Origin of the sequence: Novipirellula galeiformis (assembly GCF_007860095.1) — a bacterium.
Classification (GTDB): Bacteria; Planctomycetota; Planctomycetia; order Pirellulales; family Pirellulaceae; genus Novipirellula; species Novipirellula galeiformis.
In genome coordinates this window covers 372,121-398,147 of record NZ_SJPT01000004.1, presented here as the reverse complement: position 1 = coordinate 398,147, position 26,027 = coordinate 372,121, and the positions used below count along the sequence as shown (strand labels likewise).

The 26,027-nt window shown below is 56.2% G+C and carries 18 protein-coding genes and 1 riboswitch; of the genes, 12 read left to right on the top strand and 6 right to left on the bottom strand.

From position 1 onward, the window contains the following. Positions 1-55: 55 nt before the first annotated feature. Positions 56-1,855, bottom strand: a complete 1,800-nt coding sequence (locus Pla52o_RS12390) for a hypothetical protein (protein WP_146594928.1) — start codon at positions 1,853-1,855, stop codon at positions 56-58. 348 nt (positions 1,856-2,203) lie between these two features. After that, a complete protein-coding gene (locus Pla52o_RS12385) occupies positions 2,204-4,141 on the bottom strand; it encodes a tetratricopeptide repeat protein (RefSeq protein ID WP_146594927.1) in 1,938 nt (645 codons plus the stop codon). 476 nt (positions 4,142-4,617) lie between these two features. Between Pla52o_RS12385 and lepB the strand changes: the two genes are divergently transcribed. The 3 genes from lepB (at position 4,618) to Pla52o_RS12370 (ending at position 9,959) form a co-directional block, all read left to right on the top strand. Continuing rightward, entirely contained in the window at positions 4,618-6,654 is a 2,037-nt protein-coding gene (gene lepB, locus Pla52o_RS12380; protein WP_146594926.1) for a signal peptidase I, read from the top strand. Between the two features lie 122 nt (positions 6,655-6,776). Then, entirely contained in the window at positions 6,777-7,673 is an 897-nt protein-coding gene (lptB, locus tag Pla52o_RS12375; RefSeq protein WP_146594925.1) for an LPS export ABC transporter ATP-binding protein, read from the top strand. A 198-nt stretch (positions 7,674-7,871) separates the two neighbouring features. Then, positions 7,872-9,959, top strand: coding sequence for a thioredoxin domain-containing protein (locus tag Pla52o_RS12370; protein ID WP_231612287.1), 2,088 nt, complete (start codon positions 7,872-7,874; stop codon positions 9,957-9,959). Between the two features lie 211 nt (positions 9,960-10,170). Here Pla52o_RS12370 and Pla52o_RS12365 read toward each other — a convergent pair whose 3' ends face one another. Next, the gene (locus Pla52o_RS12365) at positions 10,171-10,539 is read right to left on the bottom strand and encodes an Hpt domain-containing protein (protein WP_146594924.1); all 369 of its coding nucleotides are present in this window, start codon (positions 10,537-10,539) and stop codon (positions 10,171-10,173) included. 616 nt (positions 10,540-11,155) lie between these two features. Continuing rightward, a riboswitch (cyclic di-GMP riboswitch) is annotated at positions 11,156-11,269 on the top strand. Between the two features lie 180 nt (positions 11,270-11,449). Here Pla52o_RS12365 and Pla52o_RS12360 point away from each other — a divergent pair. The 5 genes from Pla52o_RS12360 (at position 11,450) to Pla52o_RS12340 (ending at position 17,104) form a co-directional block, all read left to right on the top strand. Further along, positions 11,450-11,638, top strand: a complete 189-nt coding sequence (locus Pla52o_RS12360) for a Flp family type IVb pilin (RefSeq protein ID WP_040771246.1) — start codon at positions 11,450-11,452, stop codon at positions 11,636-11,638. A gap of 444 nt (positions 11,639-12,082) precedes the next feature. After that, positions 12,083-12,640, top strand: a complete 558-nt coding sequence (locus tag Pla52o_RS12355) for an A24 family peptidase (RefSeq protein ID WP_146594923.1) — start codon at positions 12,083-12,085, stop codon at positions 12,638-12,640. Between the two features lie 268 nt (positions 12,641-12,908). Next, positions 12,909-13,997: a Flp pilus assembly protein CpaB gene (gene cpaB / locus Pla52o_RS12350; RefSeq protein WP_146594922.1), complete on the top strand. Its 1,089-nt coding sequence runs from the start codon at positions 12,909-12,911 to the stop codon at positions 13,995-13,997. Positions 13,998-14,198: 201 nt separating this feature from the next. Further along, the gene (locus Pla52o_RS12345; protein ID WP_146594921.1) at positions 14,199-15,773 is read left to right on the top strand and encodes a type II and III secretion system protein family protein; all 1,575 of its coding nucleotides are present in this window, start codon (positions 14,199-14,201) and stop codon (positions 15,771-15,773) included. A 110-nt stretch (positions 15,774-15,883) separates the two neighbouring features. Next, the gene (locus tag Pla52o_RS12340; RefSeq protein ID WP_146594920.1) at positions 15,884-17,104 is read left to right on the top strand and encodes a nucleotide-binding protein; all 1,221 of its coding nucleotides are present in this window, start codon (positions 15,884-15,886) and stop codon (positions 17,102-17,104) included. Positions 17,105-17,219: 115 nt separating this feature from the next. Here the strand turns inward: Pla52o_RS12340 and Pla52o_RS12335 are convergent, their stop codons facing one another. Continuing rightward, positions 17,220-18,701 carry a leucyl aminopeptidase gene (locus Pla52o_RS12335; protein ID WP_146594919.1) on the bottom strand — a complete coding sequence of 494 codons (1,482 nt, stop codon included), beginning with the start codon at positions 18,699-18,701 and terminating at the stop codon, positions 17,220-17,222. Between the two features lie 196 nt (positions 18,702-18,897). Between Pla52o_RS12335 and Pla52o_RS12330 the strand changes: the two genes are divergently transcribed. From Pla52o_RS12330 to Pla52o_RS12315, 4 genes are all read left to right on the top strand, one after another. Continuing rightward, entirely contained in the window at positions 18,898-20,730 is a 1,833-nt protein-coding gene (locus Pla52o_RS12330) for a UbiD family decarboxylase (RefSeq protein WP_197169200.1), read from the top strand. A gap of 344 nt (positions 20,731-21,074) precedes the next feature. Continuing rightward, complete coding sequence (locus Pla52o_RS12325) at positions 21,075-22,022, top strand: hypothetical protein (protein WP_146594918.1); 948 nt, start codon at positions 21,075-21,077, stop codon at positions 22,020-22,022. After that, entirely contained in the window at positions 22,019-23,050 is a 1,032-nt protein-coding gene (locus tag Pla52o_RS12320; RefSeq protein ID WP_146594917.1) for a DUF362 domain-containing protein, read from the top strand. The genes Pla52o_RS12325 and Pla52o_RS12320 overlap by 4 nt, the downstream gene beginning before the upstream one ends. Positions 23,051-23,057: 7 nt before the next feature. Next, complete coding sequence (locus tag Pla52o_RS12315) at positions 23,058-23,882, top strand: SDR family NAD(P)-dependent oxidoreductase (protein WP_146594916.1); 825 nt, start codon at positions 23,058-23,060, stop codon at positions 23,880-23,882. Here Pla52o_RS12315 and Pla52o_RS12310 read toward each other — a convergent pair. Both Pla52o_RS12310 and Pla52o_RS12305 read right to left on the bottom strand, forming a co-directional pair. Continuing rightward, positions 23,879-24,376, bottom strand: a complete 498-nt coding sequence (locus tag Pla52o_RS12310) for a CinA family protein (protein WP_146594915.1) — start codon at positions 24,374-24,376, stop codon at positions 23,879-23,881. The genes Pla52o_RS12315 and Pla52o_RS12310 overlap by 4 nt on opposite strands. A gap of 84 nt (positions 24,377-24,460) precedes the next feature. Next, entirely contained in the window at positions 24,461-25,816 is a 1,356-nt protein-coding gene (locus Pla52o_RS12305) for a Gfo/Idh/MocA family protein (protein WP_146594914.1), read from the bottom strand. Positions 25,817-26,027 lie beyond the last annotated feature (211 nt).

Below are 26,027 nucleotides of genomic sequence, written 5' to 3'. Positions count from 1 at the left end.
ACGCTCCCGATTCCGTCCGCCACTCTCCGAAGCAACGCGTCGACGGCAGGAACGGCTAGCTTGACGCAACCAATTCTTCGATCGGTTGAGGAGGAAAGTGGAACCGTTCATAAGTTGCCGGGGCGACCGTGAGATTGGATTCGTCATACTGGGATTGCACATCGGCAGAGGCGCGAAGGCTCAACAAATACACTTCGTATTTCTCGTCTCGATCGATCTTGACGATCTGGCATTCTCGCTTTTCCGACATCTGAATGGTTTGTTGCAGGTGCTTGGCCAACATGGAGGTCAGCGGTAGCGCGGGAACCGTTTGATAGACGCCCGTGGTCGCCATCTTGGGTTGATCGCCTTGGGAAATGGTTTCGGAGCTGGTGATCACCGGCAATCCATCCTGCAACACACTCGTCAAGCGAATGGTGGGGTGGACGGTGTCATCACTGATGTCGGCGAGCACCGTATTGTTGCATCCCAACAGCAAGCCGATGGAAGTCAACGAACTCAAGCTTTTGTCGCGGACAAATGCGGGGTTGGAAAAATCAAGTTCCATGACTCGATTGATGTATTCCATCGTCAAGCTGCTACACGAGTCGTCCATGGCGGCAATCAGAACCGGATCTTCATAGGCCGTGGGTTGTGGATTGCGAGGGGGCGAAGGATGGGATTCGTGATCCGCTTCACGTTCATGCGAATTCGAATTCGAATTGTAGCGGAGGATATGGGGCAAGCGTGCCGTCTCGGGTTGCGGCATTGCGATGGCCGGAATCACCGTCGGTTTAGGCGTTCGGGCATGAATGATGGTGCCTAGGACGGCGGCAATTCCTATTGCCAAGATCAGGCAGCCGACCACGGCGTGGATTGAGTTGCCCCCGACTTGCCCGAAACCACCCAGGACCGCCATTTCGTATCCGCCCAAGATCAAAAATCCGACGCCAACAAAGTTGTAAATGAAACGCATTTTGCGTCCGCCGCGGCCACATCGCATCGGCATGCCGAGCACGCTGATCGCTGCGGGGATTGGCATTAGCAGGCAAGTCCAAAACGATAGCGAGCTGGATCCACAAAGAACCATTCCCGTCGCGAATGTCAGCACCGATACGGCGAGCAATACGGATGCCTGTAGTCGTGCCGGGGGTGTTTCGAGAGGTTCAAGTCGATACGTTGGTGCGGCGTCCTTGCTCGAGCGGTCGGCTTGTTTGCTTGCCGCCAACGATTCGTTTGAACGCGGGTCAATCTCGCCGACGTTGCTGAATGTCTCCAGCATGCGGATCATGTCACCGCGGGTGTCCAACGATAGAAATCCACGGAGCTCATTGCGATTGTCAATCTGTTGCTTTGCAGATTCGAGTGTCGCAGAATGTCGAGACAACGTGACGATCGGCTCGGTTTGCAGCGAGGATTCGCCTTTAGGAAAGAGGGGGATGCCGCGAAAGGATTCTGCAAGCAGTGGTCCAACCGAAGTGGATTCGAGTGTGCCGAAGAGTTCTTGCCGTATCGTTGCTAGTTTATTGCCGAGTTGGTCGGGATCGCTGCCGAGCTCGACGGGGCTACTCAGCTGACTCAACGTCGAGGTCACTTTTTCGAGCGGGCTGGGGGGCGTGAGGCGATCGAAATCAACGTCGGTGAGTTGGATGAACGCATTGTCATCGAGTCCTTCGGTTTGCAATTGCACCAAACTTAATTCGCGTGGAAACGATTTCATCGCAAATGCACGGTGACAATTGGGAAGGCCCGAGAACAGTCCGAGGACGATTCCCAAACAAACGAGCGTAAACCCGACGAGCAGATAGAACGCGTCATGACGTCGAGGTTGTGGAACCGCGTCTTGATCGGGATTGCGGCGTAAGGAATTCGCCATGTTCAGTGCTTCCAGGTGAAATAAGGATTCTTGTGATTCAAAATAAGAACACAAGGAAAACCTAGCTCACGATTTAAGCGGCGAGAGGTGTTGCAGTACCACCCATTGGAAAGTGGTGCCGGTTGGAATCGTTGTAACGGATAAAGGAAACGTAGGGGCAATCTCTTGTCACGCGGGCTCTTGTCACGCGGGCATCTTGTGACGCGGGCATCTTGTGACGCGGGCATCTTGTGACGCGGGCATCTTGTGACGCGGGCATCTTGTCATGCGGGAGCAGGGGGGGGGGGCTCACGACGGGCTCAACCGCTTCGAGCATCCACGGCTTTACGTTGATTGTGAGGTGCGTAGCTATTGCGTGGAACGTAGCTTGGCTTCGAATGCTTCGAGTTGTCGAATCATCGGAGGGGAGTGTGGCGTCAACCGGATCGCTCGTCGCTGAGTCGCGACGGCGTTTTTGAAATCTCCCGTGGCGAAATAGCAGCGAGCACATGTATCGAGTAAGGCTGAATCATTCGGCTTCAGTTCGAGCGAGCGGATGCTGTAACGCAGCGCTTGTTCGTAGTTTCCCTTCGTGTTGCTAACCAACCACGCGTGTTGGTTCAGAGCTTTGGCAAGTTCGAAGCCACTCGGTTGAAATCGTGCCTTTTGTTTCATCATCACTTCGATGCTAGTGATTTCTTGCATCGTGCGTCGGATACTTTGTTCGAGCAACGCATCGACCTTTGCGGTCCAAGCCGGATCGTCCTGCTCGAGCTGATACATCGAGATCAGGATGTCAATATTGTCAGGTTTAAGTTGGTACGCCTTTTCGAGCATCGGCTTGGCGGACTCGGGATCCCCTTGTTGGATTTTTAGCAGCCCTAAGTGCCATTGAATGTGGCTGCGCATTTCTTCATAGGAGAATCGCTGCAAGTTCAAGCGGTTTTTCAATTGATCGTCACTCTCAATTCGATCGATCAACGGCGTCAATAGATCCACCACCTCCTGGTGTCGCTGTAACTCACTAAGCATCAGGGCAAGTCGGTCACGTGCAACCACCGAAGGGGATGAGTCTATTTCAAGATGGTCAATGATCGCTCGGAATTCGCGTTCGGACCACTCGAACAATCCCCGGTTTTGTAATTCTTGTGCGATCTCGCGATGGGCTTGAGCGGTTTCTTCGAGCTCGTTGGGAGAGAGCTTCTCACGTGCGGATTTGTCGCGTGGCAGGGGGCGGATCAGGATGGCTTGATCGGCGAGCTGGCTGGCTTGTTGGACATCACCGTTGGCTTTGAGTGCTTCGGCGGCGGAATACAACAGCATCGGCTGGGTCTCGAACATTTGGCGATGCAGGTCTCGCAGTTCGAGCACAATCGGATGCAAGCCGTTTTCAATCGCCCAACCGCACGCTTGCGTCAGATCGCGTGTGGTGGGGGGGATGAGATCCAAGTTGGCTTTAGCAAGGGCAAGGGCGTCTGGGACCTTGTCGCTTAGCCAAGCGTGGCGGACGCAAACACGCACCAATTCTAGGACCGAGTCACGCGTGGTTTGAAGTGCCGAAGCGGTATCGAGTTGGCTGCGTTGCTTGGCGATCAATTGGCTCCAACGTTCGGCGTCGTAGCTTTCGTTTTCTAGATCGTCCGCGTAGGCGAACAACCACGTTGCGGCGGCGCGCTGGCATTCGCTGAGTCCGGTGCGAATTTGCTCGGCATGTTGTTTTCGGGTCTTCGCGTCATTCGCAGCTTCTTGCTGCATCACTGCCAAGGCCGCGACGCGACTAAGGTCGAGCGATGTTTCGAAGCGAGTTAGACGGATCAGGGCACGCAACCCGGCGTGCTCGGGTAGTTCGACGAGACGCTCGATCCGGCTTCGTCGTTCGTCGATGTTGCGCGCCCCGTATTCGTGCAAGATCTCGCGGACTTCGTCGGAATCGCTCGGTTGGGACCAACTGACCAACAGACTGCTGACCAGATGGCGGGCGGTCATCGCGATTTCGCTGTCGGGGTGATACTGGGCGATGTGCAGTTCGTCGAAAGCCTGAAGTCCCAAATGGGCGAGCGAATCGCGGGCACGGATTCGGGTCGCGTAGCTTTCGCTGCCGAGTTGGTCGATCAATTCGGCGACCTCCGACGGGGGCGTCGCCGCGCCGGTACGCTCGGCGTGCTCGTCTCCCGAACCGCCCATACTGAGCTGAGGCGACCCGAGAAGCGACGCCACCGATACCAAAACGGTGCCGATGTGGGGGCGAAAGGAGGTGGGGTTCACGCGGAATCGCATCCGGATCTCCGAAAGATAAGAGCAGGTCACTGGGGGTCGCTTCGTATTCTAAAGGAATGGGCAATTTTATGCATTCTGATTCGCAGGAACTCCGGCATTGGGGATGCTTTCGATCCGGAGTCGGTAGAATTGCTGAGCAGGCTGGGGCGGGACACGGGACCCACGGCCGGTGGAACACGGGCCTGTGGAATATTGGGCCCATGGAACATGGGGCGTGAACCGCGTGCAGTAAAAACGGCCGGAACTGCCTGTCGCCAGGTGGACATCTGTTCACATGCTGGCGTTTGGGGGGCTCGTTTTTCCCAATAAATGGCGGCTCCCTTGCCTAAGATAAGGGGGGAATGCTCCCAAAAAAGGATCTGCTCTCAAGCAAACGAGCTTGGGGAGCGAAGGAAATCGAAGTTCCGCAGCTCTCGTAAAATCGCTACTATGCCGAGGGCTGGCACATTCCCACCATCGTCTGACTCGTTGCCGATCCCCCTTGTGACTCTCCGCTGAAAACTCTGATGAATCGAAAAAACAAGAAAGACCAGTCTGCGGGAACCGAATCGGGGCCTGAAATCGATCGCCGTGACCCCGCCGAAATCCGTGCCGAGCGATTTCGTATGTCGGGCCAACGGGAGACGGTCGAGGCCTTTGTGGTGGCCTTCATTCTGGCTTTATTGTTTCGCGCCTTTTTAGCCGAAGCGTTTGTGATCCCCACGGGATCGATGGCGCCCACGTTGATGGGAGCTCATAAAGACCTCGTCTGTGACCGTTGTGGGAACTCGTTCCAAGTGGGCGCTAGTTTGGAGCGTCGTGGTCCGACGACCGACGAAGTCGTGGTTGCCGGGATTTGTCCGAATTGCCGCCACGTGAATTCCATGGACTTGGCCGGAACCTCCGATCATGAAACCTTCAACGGCGACCGTATCTTGGTGAGTAAGTTCGCCTACACGATCAGCGAGCCGGAGCGGTGGGATGTGATCGTTTTCAAATTTCCAGGGAACCCCAAACAGAATTACATCAAACGTTTGGTCGGGTTACCGAACGAGACATTGACGATTCACCACGGCGATGTCTATCAACGTCCCACCGGCAGCGACGCTCGCGATCAAATGATCCGCAAACCGGCGGACAAATTGTTAGCGATGCGTCAGCTTGTCCACGACACCTCGTTTCAATCGCCGGCGTTGATTGCGGCTAAGTATCCAAGTCGCTGGCAACCGTGGAACGCGGAGGCTACGTCGCCCCCGGCCGATTCGTGGAAAGTCGATCGCTCCGAAGACGGATTGACTGCCACGCTTGATCAAGATGCCGCGGCGCGGGTGCATTGGTTGCGTTACTACCATCGTTGGCCTGATCAACCGCAGTGGGATCGCGCCGACAAAGGCTTGTCGCTGGCCGATGTGGATCCTTATTCAAGCCGTTTGATTACTGACTTCTATGCCTACGGTTCTTATGTCACCATCGATGCAGACCGGGTTTACGATTACGCGCCTTCGTCAAGCGGCTCCGGCCGGCTTTCACGATTGACGAGTCTGTTTAGTGGTGGATACTCCACCGGCCAATTCAGCCCTTCCTACAAATCCGGAGCCGGACCTGAGCAATTTGGTGGCCGAGCTAGTTTTGGGTCCAGCGGATTGTCGCGTGATGGAGTGCATTGGGTGGGCGATCTGATCCTCGAAGCCGATGTGGAAACGTCAGCGGACAGCAAGGAAGTGGTGTTGGAGTTGGTCGAGGCAGGCGTTCCCTATCGCTGCTCGATTGATTTAAGCACGGGGGTGGCGACGTTGAGCATTGGCGAGGACGAGACGCGAACGTTCGACCTCCATGGCGACGAAACGAACCTCCATCCATCGGCACCCACCTCGGTGCGTGCCGGTTCACGGCATCGCGTGCGGATGAGCAATTGTGATGACCAAATTTTGTTGTGGGTGGACGATGAACTCGTTGAGTTTGATGCTCCGACGACGTTTGATGTTCGCAGCTACCTTTCCGATGCCGAGAATCATCCGAAATACGTCAATGCCGGCAATCCGCTCGACGCAGCGCCCGCCGGCGTGGGAGTGCGGGGCGGGACGAGCTCGATTCGCCACCTGCGGATCGATCGTGACAAATATTACATCGCCACCAAGGCGCCTGACGCTGGGATGTTCGATTATGACGTGGAAGCGTTCTCAGGGGTTACGGGCGGCTTGAGCTCCCATTTTGGCGCTCATCAGCTCAAGCGTTTGATGGGGGAGCTGCAAGATGTGATGGCGCAACCCGAGTTGTGGTCGGACTTTACAGGTTGGCAGGCCCGCCGCAGCGTGAGCTTTGAATTAGAGCAGGACCAATTTTTTCCGATGGGCGACAACAGCCCGGAGAGTTTGGATGCGCGAGCTTGGGCGGGTACGAAGTTGCGGCCCGGCATGACCAAGGAAGCCGACGCGTGGGCGCGAGCCGACTACGTTCCTCGCGATTTGTTGGTGGGCAAGGCGTTGTTGGTATTTTGGCCGCACTCGTGGAACTCGCCGGTGCCCTTTACCCCCAACTTTCGCCGCATGAAATTGATTCGTTAGGATTGCGTTGTGAGCAGGAGGTCGACGTTCGTCAGCGCTGCGAAATCTCAGCCGCCGTCCGTTGAAACTCCTGGACGCCCGTAAACCTGTCCGCAGATCCCTTTTCAAGAAGCAGCAATAGCATGGAAGCGAACTCCGAACATCAACCGATTCTGCAAGCGGTTGATTTGCAGAAGACTTATGGGCGTCGCCGCGTCGTCGATGGAGTGAACCTGCATGTCGACAAGGCGGAGATTGTCGGTTTGTTGGGCCCTAACGGTGCCGGAAAGTCGACTAGTTTTCGCATGATTTGTGGGATGGTTGAACCGGATCGCGGATGTGTGTACTTGGAAGGCCAAGACGTCACCGATTGGCCGATGTTCCGCCGCGCTCGAGATGGGCACATGGGCTATTTGCCGCAAGAACCGAGCGTGTTTAAGAAGTTAACCGTCGAGCAGAATATTTCGGCATTGTTGGAATTGTTGGGGATGGACCGTGCGGCACGAAAGCATCGGACGCAACAATTGCTCGAAGAATTCAATATTACCCATATTCGAAAAAGTCGCGCTGCGGGGCTTAGCGGTGGCGAACGCCGTCGTTTGGAGATCGCCCGTTGTTTGGTCTCCAATCCGAAAATCGTAATGCTCGATGAGCCCTTTGCGGGGATCGATCCGGTCACGGTCCAGTCCATCCAAGGCGTGATCAAACAACTTCGTGACAGTGGGATCAGCGTTTTGATCACGGATCATGCCGCGCGAGAAATCCTGGGGACGGTCGATCGATGTTACGTGATCTACCAAGGCCAAGTCTTGATCGATGGAAGTCCCGAAGAGGTGAAGGAGCATCCCAAAGTACGCGAAGAATACCTCGGCGACTTAGACGCGGCGGCGTCGAGCCCATCGCAACGCGCCCAAAATCTGTCGCGAGAGATACCGCCGGCGGCCACGAGTGACTCGGGACACCCCACCGTGCCGCGTCCCCACTTTCGCAATCCAGGTGACCAAGTTCGCAAACCAACCCGTTCGGTTACCGACGTTTAGACGACGCGAGGGTCCGGTTGGAGCATCATGCTGTGACCTCATTGAATCATTGGCACGAGCTCCGATGGGGATTTGCGGGGAAATTTACGCGTCGGGTTGTGAATAATCTGGGTTAGCGGCGAGCCCCTCGATGCGTACGATGGAGAGAGTGTTCCGTCTTCGCAGCTTCGTCGTTTCGTCGTTTTGCACACGATGCGCATGGTTGTGTTTGCTTACGACTTTCTAGGGGCTTGTGTCATCGTGAACCGTCTTGCCAAATCGTTAAGCCCCTATTTGTTGCAGCACCAAAACAATCCGGTGGATTGGTTCCCTTGGGGAGAGGAAGCGTTTCAAAAAGCACGTCAGAGCGACGTGCCCGTTTTCTTGTCCATTGGCTATGCGGCCTGTCATTGGTGTCACGTGATGGAGCACGAGAGCTTTGAAAACCCTTCGATCGCCGCGTACTTGAACGATCATTTTGTGTCGATCAAGGTGGATCGTGAAGAACGCCCCGATCTCGACCAAATCTATATGAACGCGCTCCAGTTGATGACTGGACGCGGCGGTTGGCCGATGAGTGTGTTTTTGAACCACGACAAGCAACCGTTCTATGCGGGAACGTATTGGCCGGCGGCGGCGAAGTTTGGCATGCCTGGATTTCCGCAAGTGCTCGATGCGTTGTCCCACGCCTGGAAAAACCGCCGCAGCGAGGTCGAGGGACACGCCACCCAAGTCACTTCGTCGCTGGGCCAATTAGCGATCGGCGTGGACGCGCCCGCCTCGACGCTACCTGCGGAATCGGTGATTGTCGATGCGACCGCGCATTTGTTAGAGGTGCTTGATCCGACCGATGGTGGTTTTGGGGGCGCCCCTAAGTTTCCACACGCGACCGACCTCGATCTGTTGTTGCGTCGCGGTTTGACGACGGGGAACGCCAAGTTGATCGCGGCGGCGGAGTTGACACTCGATGCAATGGCGCGAGGCGGTATTCGAGATCATATCGGTGGTGGTTTTGCACGTTACAGCGTGGATGGGAAGTGGTTGGTTCCACACTTCGAAAAAATGCTGTACGACAACGCGCTGCTCGCGGAGATTTACGTGCGCGCGTTTCAGGTCACGGGGCACGATCGACATGCACTCGTCGCCAAAGAAATTTTAGATTACTTGGAACGCGAAATGATCGATCCGTCGGGCGGTTTTCATTGCAGCGAGGATGCGGATAGCGAAGGAGTCGAAGGCAAGTACTACGTTTGGACGCCCCAGGAAGTCATCGAGGTTCTCGGCCACGAACGTGGCGAACGCTTTTGCCGCGTTTATGACATCTGCGAAACGGGGAACTTCGAAGGGGCCAACATTCCCAACTTGCCAAAATCGATTGCCGCTTGGGCCGAAGCGTGGTCGGAGCCCGATTTGGCATCCGATTTGGCGCTCGATTGCCAGCGTCTGCGCGATGCACGACTCGGTCGGGTGCGACCGGGACGCGACGATAAAATCGTGGCGGCCTGGAACGCATTGGCGATACGCGCGTTCGCGGTTGCCGGAGCGGTGTTGAATTGTCCTCGTTACATTGAGGTTGCCGAAACGTCCGCAACATTCATGTTCGATCATATGATGTCGGAAGACGGACGGCTCTATCATGCGTTTCGCCAAGGGCAATCCCATCTGGATGCGTACGTTGACGACTATGCGTATACGATCGACGCGTTGCTGGCGCTGTTCGAAGCTAGCGGTCGCGCCCGCTGGGTCGGCCGGGCAACCCAGTTGGCGGATGACATGATTGCCCACTTCGAAGACTCCGACGCGGGTGGCTTTTTCTATACCGCCGATGATGCCGAGAAGTTGATTGCACGAACCAAAGATTGGCACGATGGTAGTTTGGTCAGCGGAAATGCGGCGGCGACAATGGCTCTGTTAAAACTCTCTCGTTTGATCGGTTCGGATGCCTATCGCGAGGCGGCCCAGCGGACGTTGAAGTTGGCCGATTCGATCTTGAAAACGCAAGCGGCCGCTTGCGGAGCGTTGCTCTCGGCGCTGGATCGTTGTTTGCACGATGAGGAGCAGTGGGTGTTAGCGGTCCCTGATCTTGAGACGATGCATGAGTGGCGAGTGCGATTTGTCGGTCGTTTTCGGCCGCACGTCACCTTGTCGTGGGTGATCGGGCAAGCCCCTGAATCCGGCCCCGTGGCATCTCTGAATCGGAAGCGATCGGTCATGGATGGGGAACCGACGCTTTATCGATGCCGAAACTTTACTTGCGATCGACCGGTGATCGGTGCCGAGGCGGCGGAGTTGCTCGGGCAAGCCTAAAATTCAGACGCGTCGAATCACGAGTGCGAATCACGAGTACGAATCACGAGTGCGAATCACGAGTACGAATCACGAGTGCGAATCACGAGTGCGAATCGACCGACGCTTGCCGATGCACACGAGCGTGGCGCCGACGACCGGAGTGCCCCCACGGGGTTGAACGGGTTCGCAGGCGGATGACGCGAAAGCGGTTTTCTCGTTTGATGGTCTTCTACAAGGACGCGGCCGTTTCGTCGCGGAGCTGCTTCACACAATCGCACCATTGCTTCGCGAGGGTCTCGATATGGTCGATTTGTGCGGTGGTAATGGTGTCGCAATGATCGGCATTCTTTTCGACCTCAGAGGCTGCCGCAATGTCTTCGTCAGAGGCGACGTAGCGAAAGCAAGACTTTAGCGTGTGAGCCGACGTGCGTAGGGTACGCGTATCCTGGGCCATGAACGCCGCTTTGATTCGGCTCATCAACATCGGCACTTCGTCGAGAAACGCGTCGCTGATCGCGACCAAGGTTTCCTTGTTGTGTCCGGCGTAACCGCTGAGCTGGGTTCGCCAATCATGAGACGGTGGTGGTGAGTCGTGCATCGCAAGAGCCTGGTGGATAAAAGAACGCTGTTTTGATGGCGAATCCGCAATCAAGGCACAGGGAGGAAACCTTGATTGTCGGTCGGTGGAGCCGTGTTGGCTAGACGGTTGACTACGTGCGAACGTGAAGAGTGAAACAAGCGTGAAGAGTGAAACAAGCGTGAAGAGTGAAACAAGCGTTAAGAGTGAAACAAGCCAGAGGAGCGAGACGCGGGGGGAGGCTCGTCGTTGCCTAGGGGAGCGGTGGGGGCGGCGGGGCCGAGCAATCCGTTTTGAGTAGGGGAATGGAAAGGTCGAGTTAGCGTGGCGTCGAGTTATCGCGGCGTCGAGTTAGCGCGGCGTTTTGAGTGACAAATTGATGGCGCGCGGTGCAGTCAAAGTGAGGCTAATCCGAGCATCTTGCCACGAAAATCGAGCAACGGTCGGCATAATCGTTACGACAGGTACTAAATGGCATTTTTATGCAATCGTTAGGGTTTTGGTGATCGCCGTTTTTTGACTGACGCGAAACGTGTCGTAGTTTCTTAGTGTAAGAGTGAGCGAATCAAACTTTGATTCGCTGCCAGGACGACGGCTTGCATGTGTGTGCAAGTCATCCGAACTGGTCGGCCTTGCTCCGTGATAAAGGCAAACCTCCTGAGAAGGCGGGGCGCAAAACCACGGGTCCGTGAGTGACATTGAAGATCGGTTGCCGATCGAAGTGTTGCTTCAGGATAGCCAAGTTGCCACGGAAAATTGATGTCCCGAGCTTGTCTCTTGGCATCAATGCACCAAGGCGCGTCAGACGAAAGTCGGAGACGAGGCTGCCCTTTTCTTTGGACGTCATTCACGTCGAATGCGTTCGTATTTTAGGCATCGTCGTGAGTCACCCTTTCGTGGTGGTTCACATCTCACTCGCGAGGAGAGAGACATGAAGAATTTCGCTACCAGTATCGTAAACTTCCTGAAAGAAGAAGATGGACCAACCGCAGTTGAATACGCTGTAATGTTGGCTTTGATCATCGTCGTTTGCTTGGTTTCGGTTGGTTCGATCGGAACCGCTGCGAACACCAAGTTCGACGCGGTCGGCAAGGCCATCTCCGGTGGCGGTGGATCCTAGTCATCCGCATCCGACGTCGTTCGGATGAATATAAAATTCGTCGCAGGCTCCGACACAGATCGCATCAAACGGTCTGTGTCGGCTGCGCGAATTTTTGCGTGTTGAAATGCATCCCGTTGCGAATCGAATTCGTAACGACTTCCAGGGCCATGCCTCTTCTCAGTCTACGCCCACACCCTTTTTTCGTTCGCTACCCGACGTACTCGGGAGGCACCATCACCTATGAATTACCCACTGATTCCCGCTGATGCGGCTGCGTACGCATGGCAGCTTTCCTGCTGTCTCGTCACGCTTCTGTTCGCGATGTTTAGCTGGTTGATTGGCCCTCGCTAACGAAACAATGGCTTCGCCGCCAAGGGCTGCTAGCGGGCGACCCGCACTCACTGCTCTCGATCAGGCGAACGACAAACGCTCACTTACAAAATCAATCTCGGGGATAGACACATGGATACATTGTTTCACTCGGTCGTCGACCACTGGATCGTCTGGTTCGTCACGATTGTGCTTATTGTTGCGGCGGTCATCGACGGTGCCATCTTGAAGGTGCCAAACTGGTTGACCTTTCCCTTTATCCTCTGCGGTTGGGGCTATTGGGCGATCTCCGATGGCTTCGCTGGATTGAGCTTTAGCTTGCTGGGAACGTTCGTCGGCATGATGCTGCTACTCGTACTCCGCAACGTCGGCGGCATGGGAGCCGGTGACGTCAAACTGCTCGCGGGTGTCGGAGCTTGGCTGGGGACCGTCATCACATTGTGGGCCTTTGCCTATACCGCAATCGTCGGAGGCGTCATGGCCGCGATCATGATTGTGGCAAGCGGTAATTGGTTCAAGCACTACGCGATGGCACGTCAAATTCTCGAAGAATGGAAGACCGTGCGGCAACCCTCCAAGTTGGCCGCGATCGCTCGGGAGCGAAAACCGACGATGAAACTGTTGCCTTACGGCATCCCCATGGCCATTGGCTCGATCGCTTACTTTGCGATCGCCGGATTGTTGGTCTAAGCAAATTGATCACCAAAGGAAGGGAGTGCCACTCGCACTCCCTTCCTTTGCGTTTTTAATCGATCAGAAGGCGGAGATTGTAGCTTTGGCAATCTGCGTTGACTTTAGCGGTTGCGGCAGTCGTAGTAGCCTTATGGTATGGGTTGCAGCGATCGCACTTGCCGAACCGAAAAACCATGTGAGTCGGAACATACGGGCTAAGCCGGATTCGACATTCTACAAGCGTTCTGACAAACGACTGCTCCTATTCAGGCACGTCTGATTAGCCATGCGAAACAAATCATTAATTCTGCTATTAGCTTGCGTTTGCGGAACCATTGCAGCCGTTGGTATTAGCCAATGGATGCAGGCTCGCGGAACGACGGGCGAAGCGGCCCCCAAGTTTGATATCTTTGTGGCAGCGAAAGCGATTGACATCGGTGAGCAAGTGACCGCCGAGATGATTCGGCTTGAGCCTTGGCCCGCCGATCGCATTCCGGAGGGGGCAGTCGGAGACCTTGCCTTACTTGACGGCAAGTACGCCAGGCAGAAGTTCTATGCTGGCGAACCGGTGATGCCAGTCAAGTTGATGGACACGAACACGGCGACCGCACCCAAAGGGTACAGCGTTGTCGCCATGCGAGCGGACGCCGAAAACAGCATTTCCAACCTGGTTCAACCGGGCGACCGTGTCAACGTGATGGCATTTTTCACGAAGAGCGAATTGATTCCACGCACGATGACCAAAACGGTTCTAAGTGGGGTGCGAATCTTTGCGATTGATGGAAACACCGATCGTCAGGAAGACGATGCCAAGCCAACGACCGCACGGACGATCCAATTGGCGATCCGCAGTGAAGACGTGGATGCATGGACCTACGCCAACGAGCTGGGGAAAATTCGTCTCAGCCTAGGGAATCCTGGTGACTACGAGGAACCTTCGTCCGAGGGTGGCCCCAGCAAAGCGGGTAAGGACTTTTTGAAGTGGCTGGCGGATCACCAAGCGGCCCAGGATCGACGCCGCGAGGAAAAAGTGGAACCGGTCGTCCCCACATCGACTCCTGTCGCGGTGGCGGCCCCCAAGAAACCCAAAGAGGGATTCAAGATGCTCAAGATGGTCGAAGGACGCATGATTGAGTACTGGATCGCTCCCAATTCCGTTCCCGTGGTCATGAGTGACTCGGGGGCAACTGGAGGCGTCGCGGGTGAATCCACGGACGCCGAATCGACGAGCTCAGCGACTGCGACTCAGAGCGATGAAGGTGCTGCTGGGAAGCGATCGACCGTCTCACCTGGAGACTACAGTCACTTGAACGGAGCGGACAGTCCATTCTTCGAACCTAACGAAGAGCGTACGACGCCGTCCTCCGGATACTAAAACTATGATTGAGGGAAATGGTGCGGACAGAGTGCGAGTGCACCCTTAAAGTAACATTGACTTTTGCGTTTGCTAGAAAACTTCTTTACTCAAGAAATTGTTACTCAATACTGCCTGGCTTGATTGCCCAAAGCACGGACGCTTGCCACAAATCATAGTGGGCTTCGCCAATCACCAGGCCTTCGCAAGGATGCTTTCGCGATGAAAATGAACTGCCGGACAACCAAGTCCACTGCATCTCTGATGCTGCTAATCGGTCTTGTGTTTACTGCTCCCATGACTGCGGCCAAGGCAGAAAGTCCGGTGCGGTTGACGTCGAATCAATCGACGGCGAGTCATAGTGTTTCTCAAACTGTCGAACGGTTCGAGATGCTGGTCAAAAGCAGTCGCATTTTGACCTTGGAAGATCGCATCCCCAAGTTCCAAGTGCACAATGAGGAAGTCATTGGGGCGACACCGGTTTCGCAAAATCAAATTCAAATTTTTGCGAAGATTCCCGGCTCGACCCAGCTTAATCTGTGGGATACCAATGACAAACTCTACACCGTCGACGTGACCGTGATCGCGGATGCACGCGAAGTCGAAGGGATTTTGAGTTCGCAGTTACCGTTCGCGTCGCTCAAAGTGATCCCGATCAACGAGAACGCGATCATTTCGGGAACGGTCACCAGCGTGGATGATGTGGATCGCGCCGTCGCGATTGTCGAACAATTCTATTCGACGGTCGTGAACAACATCAAAGTGGTCGGCGTGCAACAAGTGCTGTTGCATACCAAGATCATGGAGATTTCGCGTACCAAGTTCCGTGATCTGGGCATTGATTTGGCGTTGCTCAATTCAGGCAACTTATTCATCAATGCTCCGGGCGGGTTGCTCAATGCATCGACGAGCACCGTGTCAGGAGTCCAGCAGGTCTCTGGGCAAGCCAACGCAAGTGTGTTGACGGGGGATTTCAGTGCCTTAGTCAAAGCGCTTCGCCAGGACGATTTGGTCAAATTGCTGGCCGAACCGACCGTGGTGGCAACCCATGGACGACCGGCTCGTTTCATCGTCGGCGGCAAGGTGCCTTACATTGTCCCCTCGGGCAACGGTGCCGTGTCGGTGCAATATGAAGAGTACGGAACCTCCGTCGACTTCTTACCCTTCGTCGTCGGCCCCGGTCGCATTCGATTGGAAGTCCGCCCCGAAGTGAGTGAAGTGGATCCGGCGCGTTCGATCATCAACGAATCGACTCGCGTGTTCGCGTTCACCCATCGTTACGTGGAAACTGCGGTCGAGCTCCAAGCCGGACAAACGTTTGCGTTGGCGGGCTTGTTGCAGACACGTACCGAATCGACCCGCCGTGCAACTCCCTTCTTCGGTGAGCTGCCTTACATCGGCACGTTCTTTCGTCGCGTCGAAGAACGCCGAAACGATATTGAATTGTTGGTGACGGTGACGCCTGAAGTTGTCGCAGCGGTCGATCCTCACGAAGCTCCCCGCGGTGGACCAGGTTTGAATTCCGATTCGCCTAATGATTGTGAACTGTACTTCAAAGGCTTCCTCGAAGTTCCCAATTTGAAGGGGGACCATTGTGAGCCGGGAGCGGAGGGCTTTATCGATGGTCGAGGTTTCGGGGGCAACGCTGCGTTCGGCCCCACATACCACGGGGGAAACGGGAACCGGTTTGATCAAGAGATTTTGCGGGGGCCCGCGTTGCCCGAAGGTTCGGTTGTTCCCGGGGACTACCCAACGGTGATCGGGGATGGTGTGACGGTGGTTGCGCCTCAAAACTAGTTCGCAGCCGAGGCGACGGTCACTGTCGGCCGGCGCTCAAGTGGAGTGGGTGACCCTTCGGTTGCCCCAAGAAAAATTCGTTCTGAATGAATGTCAGTGGATAGATCGTTATGAGTAATGTTCTAAGGATTGCCCTCGTTGACCCCAATGACACCTCGCGAGATGTGCTCAAAGGGATGTTGGTGGGGATGGACACGGTCTGGTTGGAAGCCGATTGCTCACGCTATGAGTTCTTTCCCGATGTCGTGGAGCAGACCATTCCAGACGTTGGCGTCATTGCGCTGGATAGCAATCCAGACAAAGCGATCGAGCTGATCCAGCGTCTGGCGGTTTCGGCGCCCGAGACGATGATGTTAGCCGTGAGCGAAGATACCAATGGGCACGTCATCTTGCGCACGATTCGCGCGGGAGCCAAAGAGTTTTTGACGCTGCCGTTGACCAAAGAAGAACTCACCAGCACGTTGGATCGCGTCAGTCAACTGAAGTTCGGCAGCAACGAAGGGGGCAGTCGTCCGTGTGAGGTCTTCGCTGTGGCAGGGGCGACCGGAGGTGTGGGGACGACAAGCACCGCAGTCAACCTAGGATGCGTTTTGGCGGCCGAACCTCAGAACAGCGTCGCGCTGGTCGACCTTGACTTGGCGCTCGGCGATGCGGATGTGTTTTTGGATTCAATCCCCGACTACACGCTCGCGGACGTGGTCCAGAATATTGCTCGCTTGGACATTCAATTGCTCAAGCGCTCGTTGACTAAACATACCAGCGGATTGTACTTGTTGCCGCGTCCGGTCGAACTTCATGACACCGAATCGATCAACGGCGAGAGTATCCGCAAGGTGATCGGTTTGCTGAAAGCGTCGTTTACGCATCTGGTTCTCGATCTATCAAAAACGTACAGCCAAGTGGATTTGGCCGCGATGCAGTGTGCCTCACGCATCGTCCTCGTCACCCAGCTTGATTTGCCATGTCTACGAAACGTGGTCCGCTTGATGATGAGTTTCGAAGAGATGGATAATTTGCAGGACAAGGTTGAGATTGTGGTCAATCGCGCCGGATTAGACTCCGGGCAAATCAGTTTGAAGAAGGCCAAGGAGACTCTCGGCCGAGATATCTTTGCGTTGCTTCCGAATGATTATCGCACGATGGTCGAAGTTCGTAACAACGGCGTGCCCTTGATCACCCAAGCTCCGAAGGCGGCCATCACCGAGTCGATTCGTGAGCTTGCAGCAAAACTCGTTGACAAGACTCCCGCCGTATCGGAGGAAAAAAAATCCTCTGAGAAGCCAGCGACCAATAAATGGAAGAAGTTCTGGCCCGGCACCGCGAAATCGTAACGCCCGATTCGTTTGGATACGAATCGGGGCCGGCGGAGCTGCCGCACAGAGTGTTAGCCCGTGTGCGGTTTCAGTTAGCCCGTGTGCGGTTCCGCTCGTGTGTGCCGTAGCCGGATCAAGAGTGCGGCGACTCGATCCAATTCAGCAGCGTGCGCACCATGACCCCAGAGGCACCGGCGTCGCGATGAGGTTTGGGAGCATCCCCAAACGCAGGGCCGGCGATGTCAATGTGCAACCAAGGAGTCTCGCCTACAAAATTCTCAAGGAATTTCGCTGCGGTAATCGCGCCTCCCCAACGGCCTTCGCCGACATTCTTGATATCGGCGACTTTGCTTTTGACCTTGTCGTTGTAAAGTTCAAACATGGGCAATTGCCAAACTGGTTCGCCTTCGGTTTGTGCCGATTTTGTGACGGCATCGCAAAGCGGTTGGTTGTTGGTCATGAACCCGGCAACCTCGTTGCCCAGGGCGACCATGCAGGCGCCGGTTAAGGTCGCCAAGTCCACGATGTGAGAGGGTTGGTGTTGGACCGCAACATCCAAGCTATCCGCTAACACCACGCGGCCTTCGGCATCGGTGTTAAGAATCTCAACCGTTTTTCCGTTGCGAGTTTTGATCACATCGCCAAGTTTGTAGCTGGTGCCGCTAATCATATTTTCGGCTAGCCCGCAAATGCCGATGACGTTGCGTTTGAGTCCGAGGCGTGCGATTGCCTGCATCACGCCTAGCACGGTTGCCGCACCCGCCATGTCGCATTTCATGTCGACCATGCCGTCACTCGGCTTGATCGATAAACCGCCACTGTCAAACGTCACTCCTTTGCCCACCAACGCAATTGGGGCTTCATCACCGCCCCCTTGATGACGAAGTATCACAAGTCGAGGGGGGCGAGCCGATCCCGCGCCCACGGCTAAAATGGCGCGGCAGCCTTCCGATGCGAGCTTTTGCTCATCCCAGACTTCGATGCTCAGCCCTGTCTCGCTTGCAATTTCGCTCGCTTGCTCGGCAAACGATTCGGGATACATCACGCCGGCCGGTTCGTTAACGAGCCGTCGGGTTTGCATCATCGCTTGACCTAGAATCTGGCCGCGATCGATCGCGTCTTGCCCGATCCCGGAAAAATACAGCGACTCGGGAACGTGCACACTTGGGGCGGAATGGTAAATCGCCAAATTTTCACACGCGTTGAGTGCACCGGCCACCATCGCATCATGTGTCGCAGGATCAAAACTTTCTCCGAGCGCAATGTCGACACGGGCATGTGCCCGATTGTTGATGGCACGCATTGCAATCGCAGCAATCTCAAAGGCGTCGACACGATTAGCGTGAGCGTCGTCTCCGAGTCCGATCAATAGCACGATGGGGGGAGCATCGGGCGTTGCGGGGACCAGTTTATTGACCTTGCCACGCTTGCACGAAATCGCACCCCGTTGCACCAAGCGGTCGATCCAGCCGCCTCCCATTTCATTAAGCCGAGCCAGTGAAGGCGATTGAGCTTGCTTTGCGGAGATGCCAACGATCAAAATGTCCGTTGACGCATCGGATGCGTCTTGCTGTAGGTTGACTTGAGGGGACGGAAAAGGAAGACTCTCGAGCATCGAATTTCTGGGGTTTTGAAGGCAAGTGGAGGTCGACACCCTCCGAGTGTCGACAGCGTTGATCGTCACCGTGGGGAGGCGACCCAGCGGGGTTAGTCTAAAGCTATCTCGCCGGTTATCCTAGCTGGGCGTTTTGCCTGCACTTTGTTTGCCACCGCATCTTCAGCCCCCCTCTTGTTCCCTCTGAAAGCTGATAGTGAAACATCGTAGTACGAAAGACGTTGTGGAGGATTTGCGCCGCGATGGGCGATTGATTGAGGTCACCGATCCAGTCGATCCCCATCTGGAGATGGCCGAAATTCAACGGCGTGTGTACGCGCGTGGAGGCCCCGGGATTCTGTTTTCCAACGTCGTGGGTTCGCGTTTCCCGATGGCATCCAACTTGTTTGGCTCGATTGAACAAGCCCGCTTTCTGTTTCGCGACACCCTCGAAGCGGTCCGCCGCTTGATTGAACTCAAACTGGATCCGGGGGCGTTCCCTCGCCGACCGTTTCGTTACGCCGGGGTGCCTTGGACCGCGCTGCATGCGTTGCCACGCTCGGTTTCTAAAGGCCCGGTAATGAAGAATCGCTGCGGCGTGTCGGATTTGCCGCAATTGAAAAGCTGGCCCGATGATGGCGGAGCCTTTGTGACGTTGCCGCAAGTGTTGAGTGCGGATCCCAACGCCCCGAACCAATTGATGCGGGCCAATTTGGGGATGTATCGGATTCAATTGTCCGGAAACGATTACGACACCGATCGTGAAGTCGGTTTGCATTACCAGATTCATCGCGGCATTGGCGTTCATCATCGCGCCGCACTCGATTGTGGTGAACCGTTGCGTGTCGCGATCACGATCGGAGGGGCTCCCGCGATGACGTTGGCGGCCGTGATGCCGCTGCCCGAAGGTTTGACCGAGTTGACCTTCGCCGGCGCGCTTGCCGGGCGTCGCATTCCAATGATTCGGGGTGATCATGCACCGCTTTATGCCGATGCCGACTTTGCCATCGTCGGCACCATCGATCCCTCCCAAAACAAAACGGAAGGACCCTTTGGGGACCATCTCGGGTACTATAGCTTGAAACATCCGTTTCCGCTGATGAAGGTCGAACATGTTTGGCATCGCGATGGAGCGATCATGCCGTTTACGGTCGTGGGCCGGCCGCCGCAAGAAGACACCACGTTCGGTCAATTGATTCATGAGTTGACCGACCCGGTAATCCCTACGGTGATTCCCGGAGTCAATGCAGTGCATGCCGCCGATGCCGCCGGAGTGCATCCTTTGCTGCTTGCGATCGGAAGCGAACGCTACATGCCGTTCCTGGAACGCCAAGAGCCTCAGGAATTGTTGACGCAAGCCAATGCGATTTTGGGCAATGGTCAACTTTCCCTCGCCAAATATTTATGGATCACCGACGATCCCACGAATTCGCTTGATATTCACGACATCGAAGCCTTTTTTCAACACATGCTCCAACGGGTTGATTGGCGGCGTGATTTGCACTTCCAGACACGGACCACCATTGACACGCTTGACTACACCGGGCACGGGCTGAACCGCGGATCCAAGGTCGTGATTGCAGCAACGGGCGAACCCCAGCGAGAGCTAGCGACCGAGTTGCCCGCTGATTTCTCGTTGCCCGCCGGTTACTCACAACCGCGTGTGGTGATGCCCGGGGTGCTTGCCATCCAATCGCCACCCTATCGCAGTGAAGCGAGTCGTGATGACGCGAGTGAACTTAGCCAATGCTTGCACGACAGCGATTCGCTACGCGGAGTGATGATCATCACGATGGTCGACGACAGCCCTTTTGCCTCGGCGTCGCTCCGCAATTGGCTATGGACAACGTTCACACGTAGCAATCCCGCGCTCGATGTTTCGGGCGTCGCAGCTTCGACGCTCGACAAGCACTGGGGATGCGAGGGGCCGCTGATTATCGATGCCAGGGTTAAACCGTGGCACGCTCCTGCGTTGATCGAGGATCCCCAGGTCACCGCCAAAGTAGACGCCCGCGCTGCGCGAGGTGGTCCGTTGGCTCCGTTCCTGTAAACGCCGGGCTGCGATCTCATGTGGGTAGGGCCCCGTGTCGCTAGGCCCCGTGTCGCTAGGCCCCGTGTGGGTAGACGCGTCATCCAGCCCAATTCTTAGACGGGACGGAGCGCTAGCCCGGTTCGCAAGCCAAGCTAGCGAGCTTGGCCGCGCCGCTTGTGATTCCGCACTGAGATATCCCAGGCGGGCGACCCCTGCTCAAAAATGTCACTCTCGTGCGTTCGTATTGTCATGCTATCGCTAGCCTCGTAGGATTGGACCACGCGGGTGGTTTGCGCTCGCACTTTGATCCACCGCAATGGCTTCCTGGAATTTAACACCCCCCGCAGCGAGATGGCAGCGACATGGAAGTGACCACGGCTCGATGGATCCAGCAGCAAACCAAGCGATTGGACGCTCAGCCGATCGTGGGGTACGTTCGTGGTGATCAGCCGTCTGCGGAATCGGTCGCTTTTGCGGCGTATGCGGCGTGTGCCTATGATCGGGCGGATGCGGCGGCGGTCGCTTGTCGGCGACTGCTCGACGCCCAGCTTGAAGATGGCTCGGTGGCGGTGTGGCTCGACGAAAAGGGCCCGTTTTGGCCTACCTCGTTGGCCTGTATCGCGTGGCGTCTCTTTGAAAAGCAATGGCCCGAAGTCGCAAAGGGTTGGTGTCAGGATGCCTACCAACGAGGGCTGGCGTTTTTACTCCGTTGCGGCGGCGAGAAAATCGCCAGAAATGAAATCATTGGCCATGACAGCGAGTTGGTGGGGTGGCCTTGGGTGCTAGGGACGCACTCGTGGCTCGAACCGACGGCGATGGCACTCTTGGCGATGCGGCATTGCGGATACGTGGATCATCCTCGCGTCCAGGAGGCGACTGCGTTGCTGCTGGATCGCCAATTGCCCGATGGCGGCGCAAATTACGGGAACACCTTTATCCTGGGGCAAACCCTTCGCCCGCATGTGTTGCCCAGCGCGATGTGCGTGGTGGCCCTGCATCGAATCAAGCCATCACCGCAGCGTCTTAGCAACACCGTTGGTTATCTGCAAACGGAATTGAACCGTCCGATGGCATCGACCTCGTTGGCATGGACCATTCACGCCCTAGTTTCATCGGGTTGGGATAGCCCGAGCGGGTTTGAGTTGGAGTTTGATTGGCCATTGCGATCGGCCATCAAGCGTTTGCAAACCACGGACGAGAATCCTCATCGCCAAAATCAATTGATGTTGGCGGCGCGGTTTCGTGAGTCGCCGTTGCTTGACTTGCCTCCCTTTGATTACGTCCAAACCAAGGATGGAGAGAACGAATGAGCCAAGCCAATGACCCCACAGAGCCGTCGTCCAAGCCGGATCGTCGTGGCTTTCTCGTTTCGGGAGCTGTCGCGACCGCCGGAGTCGCGGGGGCGGCATATTGGAAACGCTCCTCGCGATTGCGTGACTCCGTATTTATCGCACGCAATCAAAAGTACGATGGTGAACTTGTCCGCACCATTCATGATGGCTTGATCGCGTGTGAATTTGATCCGCAATCGGTGGCGGGAAAACGAGTGTTGCTTAAGCCCAATTTGGTGGAGCCTTCGCGGCTCGCCCCTCACATGACCACCCACCCCGCGATGATCCAAGCGGCTGCGGAAGTCTTTCGTCGCTGGAATGCGGAGGTCACGGTCGGGGAAGGCCCGGGGCACGTTCGCGATACTGAGCAAGCGTTGCTTGACTCAGGCGTGATGGACGCACTTGCCGATGCCAAGCTCTCGTTTGCGGATCTCAATTACCAAGAGATTCGGGCGGTTGAAAATACCGGACGTGCCAGTAAGTTGAAACAATTCTACTTTCCCCGCGCTGTCATCGAAGCCGACTTGGTCGTGAGTATGCCCAAGATGAAAACACATCATTGGATGGGGATGACCGGCGCGATGAAGAATCTGTATGGCGTGATTCCCGGTTGCAAGTATGGTTGGCCAAAGAACGTGTTGCACTTCAACGGTATTCCGCAAACCGTTTTTGACATCAACTCGTCGGTCGGCCGCACGATTACGATTGTCGATGGAATTGATTGCATGGAAGGGGACGGCCCGATCTTGGGCACCCGAAAACCGATGGGCTTGATCTTGCTCGGAACCAACCTTGCCGCCGTCGACGCGACGATGGCTCGGATCATGGATATCTTGCCCGAACGCATCCCCTACCTCGCCCTCGCCGCGGATAAGCTTGGCCCGATTGATGAGCCCCAGATCACTCAACGCGGTGAATCATGGCGTCCTTTAGTGGATCCGTTTTTACTATTGGACCGAGATCATTTGAGGAGCTTGCGGGCCGCGAAAACCCACTTTGTCACTTAATTACAGCATGACTCAATCTCATCATTCCCCTTCCTTGAAACAAACGTTCGACTGCGAGCATCCCGTCGCCCTGATCACAGGCAGCGGTTCGCCTCGCGTCGGACGCACCATCGCTATCTGGTTGGCCGAACGCGGTTACCGAATCGCACTGCACGCCAATACGAGCACCGAGCAAGCGTCGAGTGTCGCCGAGGAAATCGAGCGGAAATTCGGGCGTGAGGCCATTGTGACCTGCGGCGCACTCGAACAAGACGAGGTTGCCCAACGCATTGTCGACGAGACCCTCGTTCGATTCGGGCGACTCGATGTGTTGGTGAATTCGGCGGCGATTTGGCAGCCTGCGCCGCTCGAAGAAATTACGCCCGACGAGGTGCGGCGGTATTTCGAAATCAACGCGCTCGGTTCATTCTTGTGCGCACGTGCGGCGGGCCTAAAAATGGTGGCGCAGCCCACCGGCGGTTCGATCGTCAATATCGGCGATTGGGCCACCGTGCGACCGTATCTCGATCACGCAGCCTACTTTCCGAGTAAAGGATCCATCGAGGTTATGACACGCTCGTTGGCGGTCGAACTCGGGCACCGCAATCCCCGCGTCCGCGTGAACTGCATCCAACCAGGCCCCGTTTTGCTCGCCCGTGATGTTAGCGACGCCGTGCGGGACAAAATCGCGCGCAGCACGTTGGTAGGGAAGGTCGGAGCACCGGAAAACATTGCTCACGCCGTCGAGTTCTTATGCGAAAACGACTTTATCACGGGTGTCTGCTTGCCAGTGGACGGAGGTCGCAGCATTTTTGCGCCCGATGGTTTGCAGATCGGCATGAATACAGGTTAGCTTTTCATCTGCAGCGCTCGGGTTGCATCGCACAGTACGACGCTCGTGGCTTCCTGTTGTCGCTGTACTCGATCGGTTGCAGTCAAGCGAACCGCTCTGACCGCGGCATCGGCTACTTGTTGGCCACGCCATAGCACTCCGATGTAAACGGTGCCATCGAGTTCGGCAGGCGCGTCAGGACCCAGGTGACCCGTCACGGCAACCGCCAAGTTGGCTTCCGATGTTTGCGCTAGAACTCGTTTGGCAAGCTCCATCGTCACGACCGCACTGACCGCGGAATGTTTGGCGATCATACTCGCTGCGACGCTTAACCATTGCGTTTTGGTTTCTTCGCGATAGACGACGGCGGATCCGCACAACCAATTTGAGATCCCTGGCACCGAGGCAAGTGTCGCGGAGACGAGTCCCGCAGTACAGCTTTCCGCAAACACGATCCGCGTTTGCGTTTGGGACAGTTCGTCAGCTAGGTTTTGTGCATCAATCCGAAGATTCATTGATCCATTTCAGTAGAGGCGGTTTGCGGCGAAGATGATGGGGCATCTTCGCCGCACGTTCGCAAATCGAGTTCGCAAGGCATGTTAGCCGAGTGACCAGCCGGCTCGAGGTTCGCGGCGTAGAAACGGAGCGGCCTCGGGGCAACCGACGCATTCCATTGCTTTGGCGTCCCAGGTGATCTTTTTGCCCACGCGATAGGCGACATTGCCGAGGTGGTTCGCTTCGGTTAGGGGGCCAGCGTAAGTATCAAACGGGCTGCCAGTGGTACCTTCCCCGCGACACGCGCGTATCCACTCTTCGTGATGTCCGGGCGAATCGGCAATGAAGGGTTCGGGGCGTTTGAAGTCGGCAAAATCGGACTCTGGTAACAGGACATGTTTTCCGTAATCTGACAGCAGCATGCCTTTGCTGCCGACAAACAAAACGGCGCTGCCCCATTGAGGGATTCCTTTTTGTTTCCAGATCTCGGGTTTGTGGGTGCCTTGGTACCAGGTCAACGTCACCGGTGGCAGTTCGCCGCGAGCGCCGTACTCGTAAACCGATGTCATCGATGCTGGAGCAATTTCCGGATGTGGTGGAAGACCTGACGACTCGACGGTCTTGGGGGCGTCGAGTTTTAACGCCCAGAACGGAAGGTCGTTCCAGTGTGAGCCCAGGTCGGACATCGTTCCGTTGCCAAAATCCCACCATCGATACCAGTTGGGGCCGGGGAAATAGACATCGTGAAACGGTCGCTCCGGGGCGGGGCCAAGCCACAGATCCCAGTCGAGGTGAGCCGGCGGTGTCATCGATTCCTTGGGGCGTTTGTCGACGAACAAGCGATCGCCGTGCTTGGTTGCCTCGGCTTCGGATTGGTGTCCCCACGCGCGAGAAACCCAGACGTGGGCTTCGCTGACATCGCCGATCGCTCCGCTTTGAATCAATTCGACCACTCGTCGGTAATTGCTCGTCGCGTGAATTTGGGTTCCCATCTGGGTGACGACGCCCGCTTTGCCAGCGGCTTCGGCGATCCGGCGGGTTTCGTAAACATTGTAAGCGAGTGGCTTTTCGCAATAGACATGTTTGCCCAGTTGCAGCGCCGGCATCGTCGCATAAGCATGCGTGTGCTCGGTCGTGCTGACGACGACGGCATCGATGTCGTTGCCAACGGCGTCGTACATCTTACGAAAATCGGAAAACTTTCTTGCGCCGGAGTGCGTCGTCGCTGCATGATCGACGAATCGTGAATCGACATCACAGACCGCCACGACATCCACGGCGCCACTCTTCCCGATCGCCCCGAGGTTCGACCCTCCGCGACCACCGACGCCAACAAACGCGACCTTCATGCGGTCATTGGGCGAAGCGGCAAACAACGATCGGGGAGCAGCTAGGACGGCAGTGCCAGCCGCGGTAGCGGCGAGCAGTCGCCGACGAGAAAAACGCGAGGGGGTGTTCATGAAGACTCTTTCAATGTGGGGAAGAAAGGGGCAATGTGGGAAGAAGCGGGTGTTTTGGCGGGGGGCGAAGCAGGTGGCGTCTGGTCTGGAGCAAGCTCACAAGGTCCAGGAGATCGCAAGCGAATTCTCGCAATCTTGCCCGGGGGGCCGCTCCGACTCGGACGCAGTGGTCACCCAGGGGTATCCGCATTATAGCTGCGGGCGTGACGGC

Bases quoted from the DNA above. Each gene is read 5' to 3' on its own strand.
- Pla52o_RS12390 (WP_146594928.1), bottom strand. From the start codon at position 1,855: ATGGCGAATTCCTTACGCCGCAATCCCGATCAAGACGCGGTTCCACAA.
- lepB (WP_146594926.1), top strand. From the start codon at position 4,618: ATGAATCGAAAAAACAAGAAAGACCAGTCTGCGGGAACCGAATCGGGG.
- lptB (WP_146594925.1), top strand. From the start codon at position 6,777: ATGGAAGCGAACTCCGAACATCAACCGATTCTGCAAGCGGTTGATTTG.
- Pla52o_RS12370 (WP_231612287.1), top strand. From the start codon at position 7,872: ATGGTTGTGTTTGCTTACGACTTTCTAGGGGCTTGTGTCATCGTGAAC.
- Pla52o_RS12365 (WP_146594924.1), bottom strand. From the start codon at position 10,539: ATGCACGACTCACCACCACCGTCTCATGATTGGCGAACCCAGCTCAGC.
- Pla52o_RS12360 (WP_040771246.1), top strand. From the start codon at position 11,450: ATGAAGAATTTCGCTACCAGTATCGTAAACTTCCTGAAAGAAGAAGAT.
- Pla52o_RS12355 (WP_146594923.1), top strand. From the start codon at position 12,083: ATGGATACATTGTTTCACTCGGTCGTCGACCACTGGATCGTCTGGTTC.
- cpaB (WP_146594922.1), top strand. From the start codon at position 12,909: ATGCGAAACAAATCATTAATTCTGCTATTAGCTTGCGTTTGCGGAACC.
- Pla52o_RS12345 (WP_146594921.1), top strand. From the start codon at position 14,199: ATGAAAATGAACTGCCGGACAACCAAGTCCACTGCATCTCTGATGCTG.
- Pla52o_RS12340 (WP_146594920.1), top strand. From the start codon at position 15,884: ATGAGTAATGTTCTAAGGATTGCCCTCGTTGACCCCAATGACACCTCG.
- Pla52o_RS12335 (WP_146594919.1), bottom strand. From the start codon at position 18,701: ATGCTCGAGAGTCTTCCTTTTCCGTCCCCTCAAGTCAACCTACAGCAA.
- Pla52o_RS12325 (WP_146594918.1), top strand. From the start codon at position 21,075: ATGGAAGTGACCACGGCTCGATGGATCCAGCAGCAAACCAAGCGATTG.
- Pla52o_RS12320 (WP_146594917.1), top strand. From the start codon at position 22,019: ATGAGCCAAGCCAATGACCCCACAGAGCCGTCGTCCAAGCCGGATCGT.
- Pla52o_RS12315 (WP_146594916.1), top strand. From the start codon at position 23,058: ATGACTCAATCTCATCATTCCCCTTCCTTGAAACAAACGTTCGACTGC.
- Pla52o_RS12310 (WP_146594915.1), bottom strand. From the start codon at position 24,376: ATGAATCTTCGGATTGATGCACAAAACCTAGCTGACGAACTGTCCCAA.
- Pla52o_RS12305 (WP_146594914.1), bottom strand. From the start codon at position 25,816: ATGAACACCCCCTCGCGTTTTTCTCGTCGGCGACTGCTCGCCGCTACC.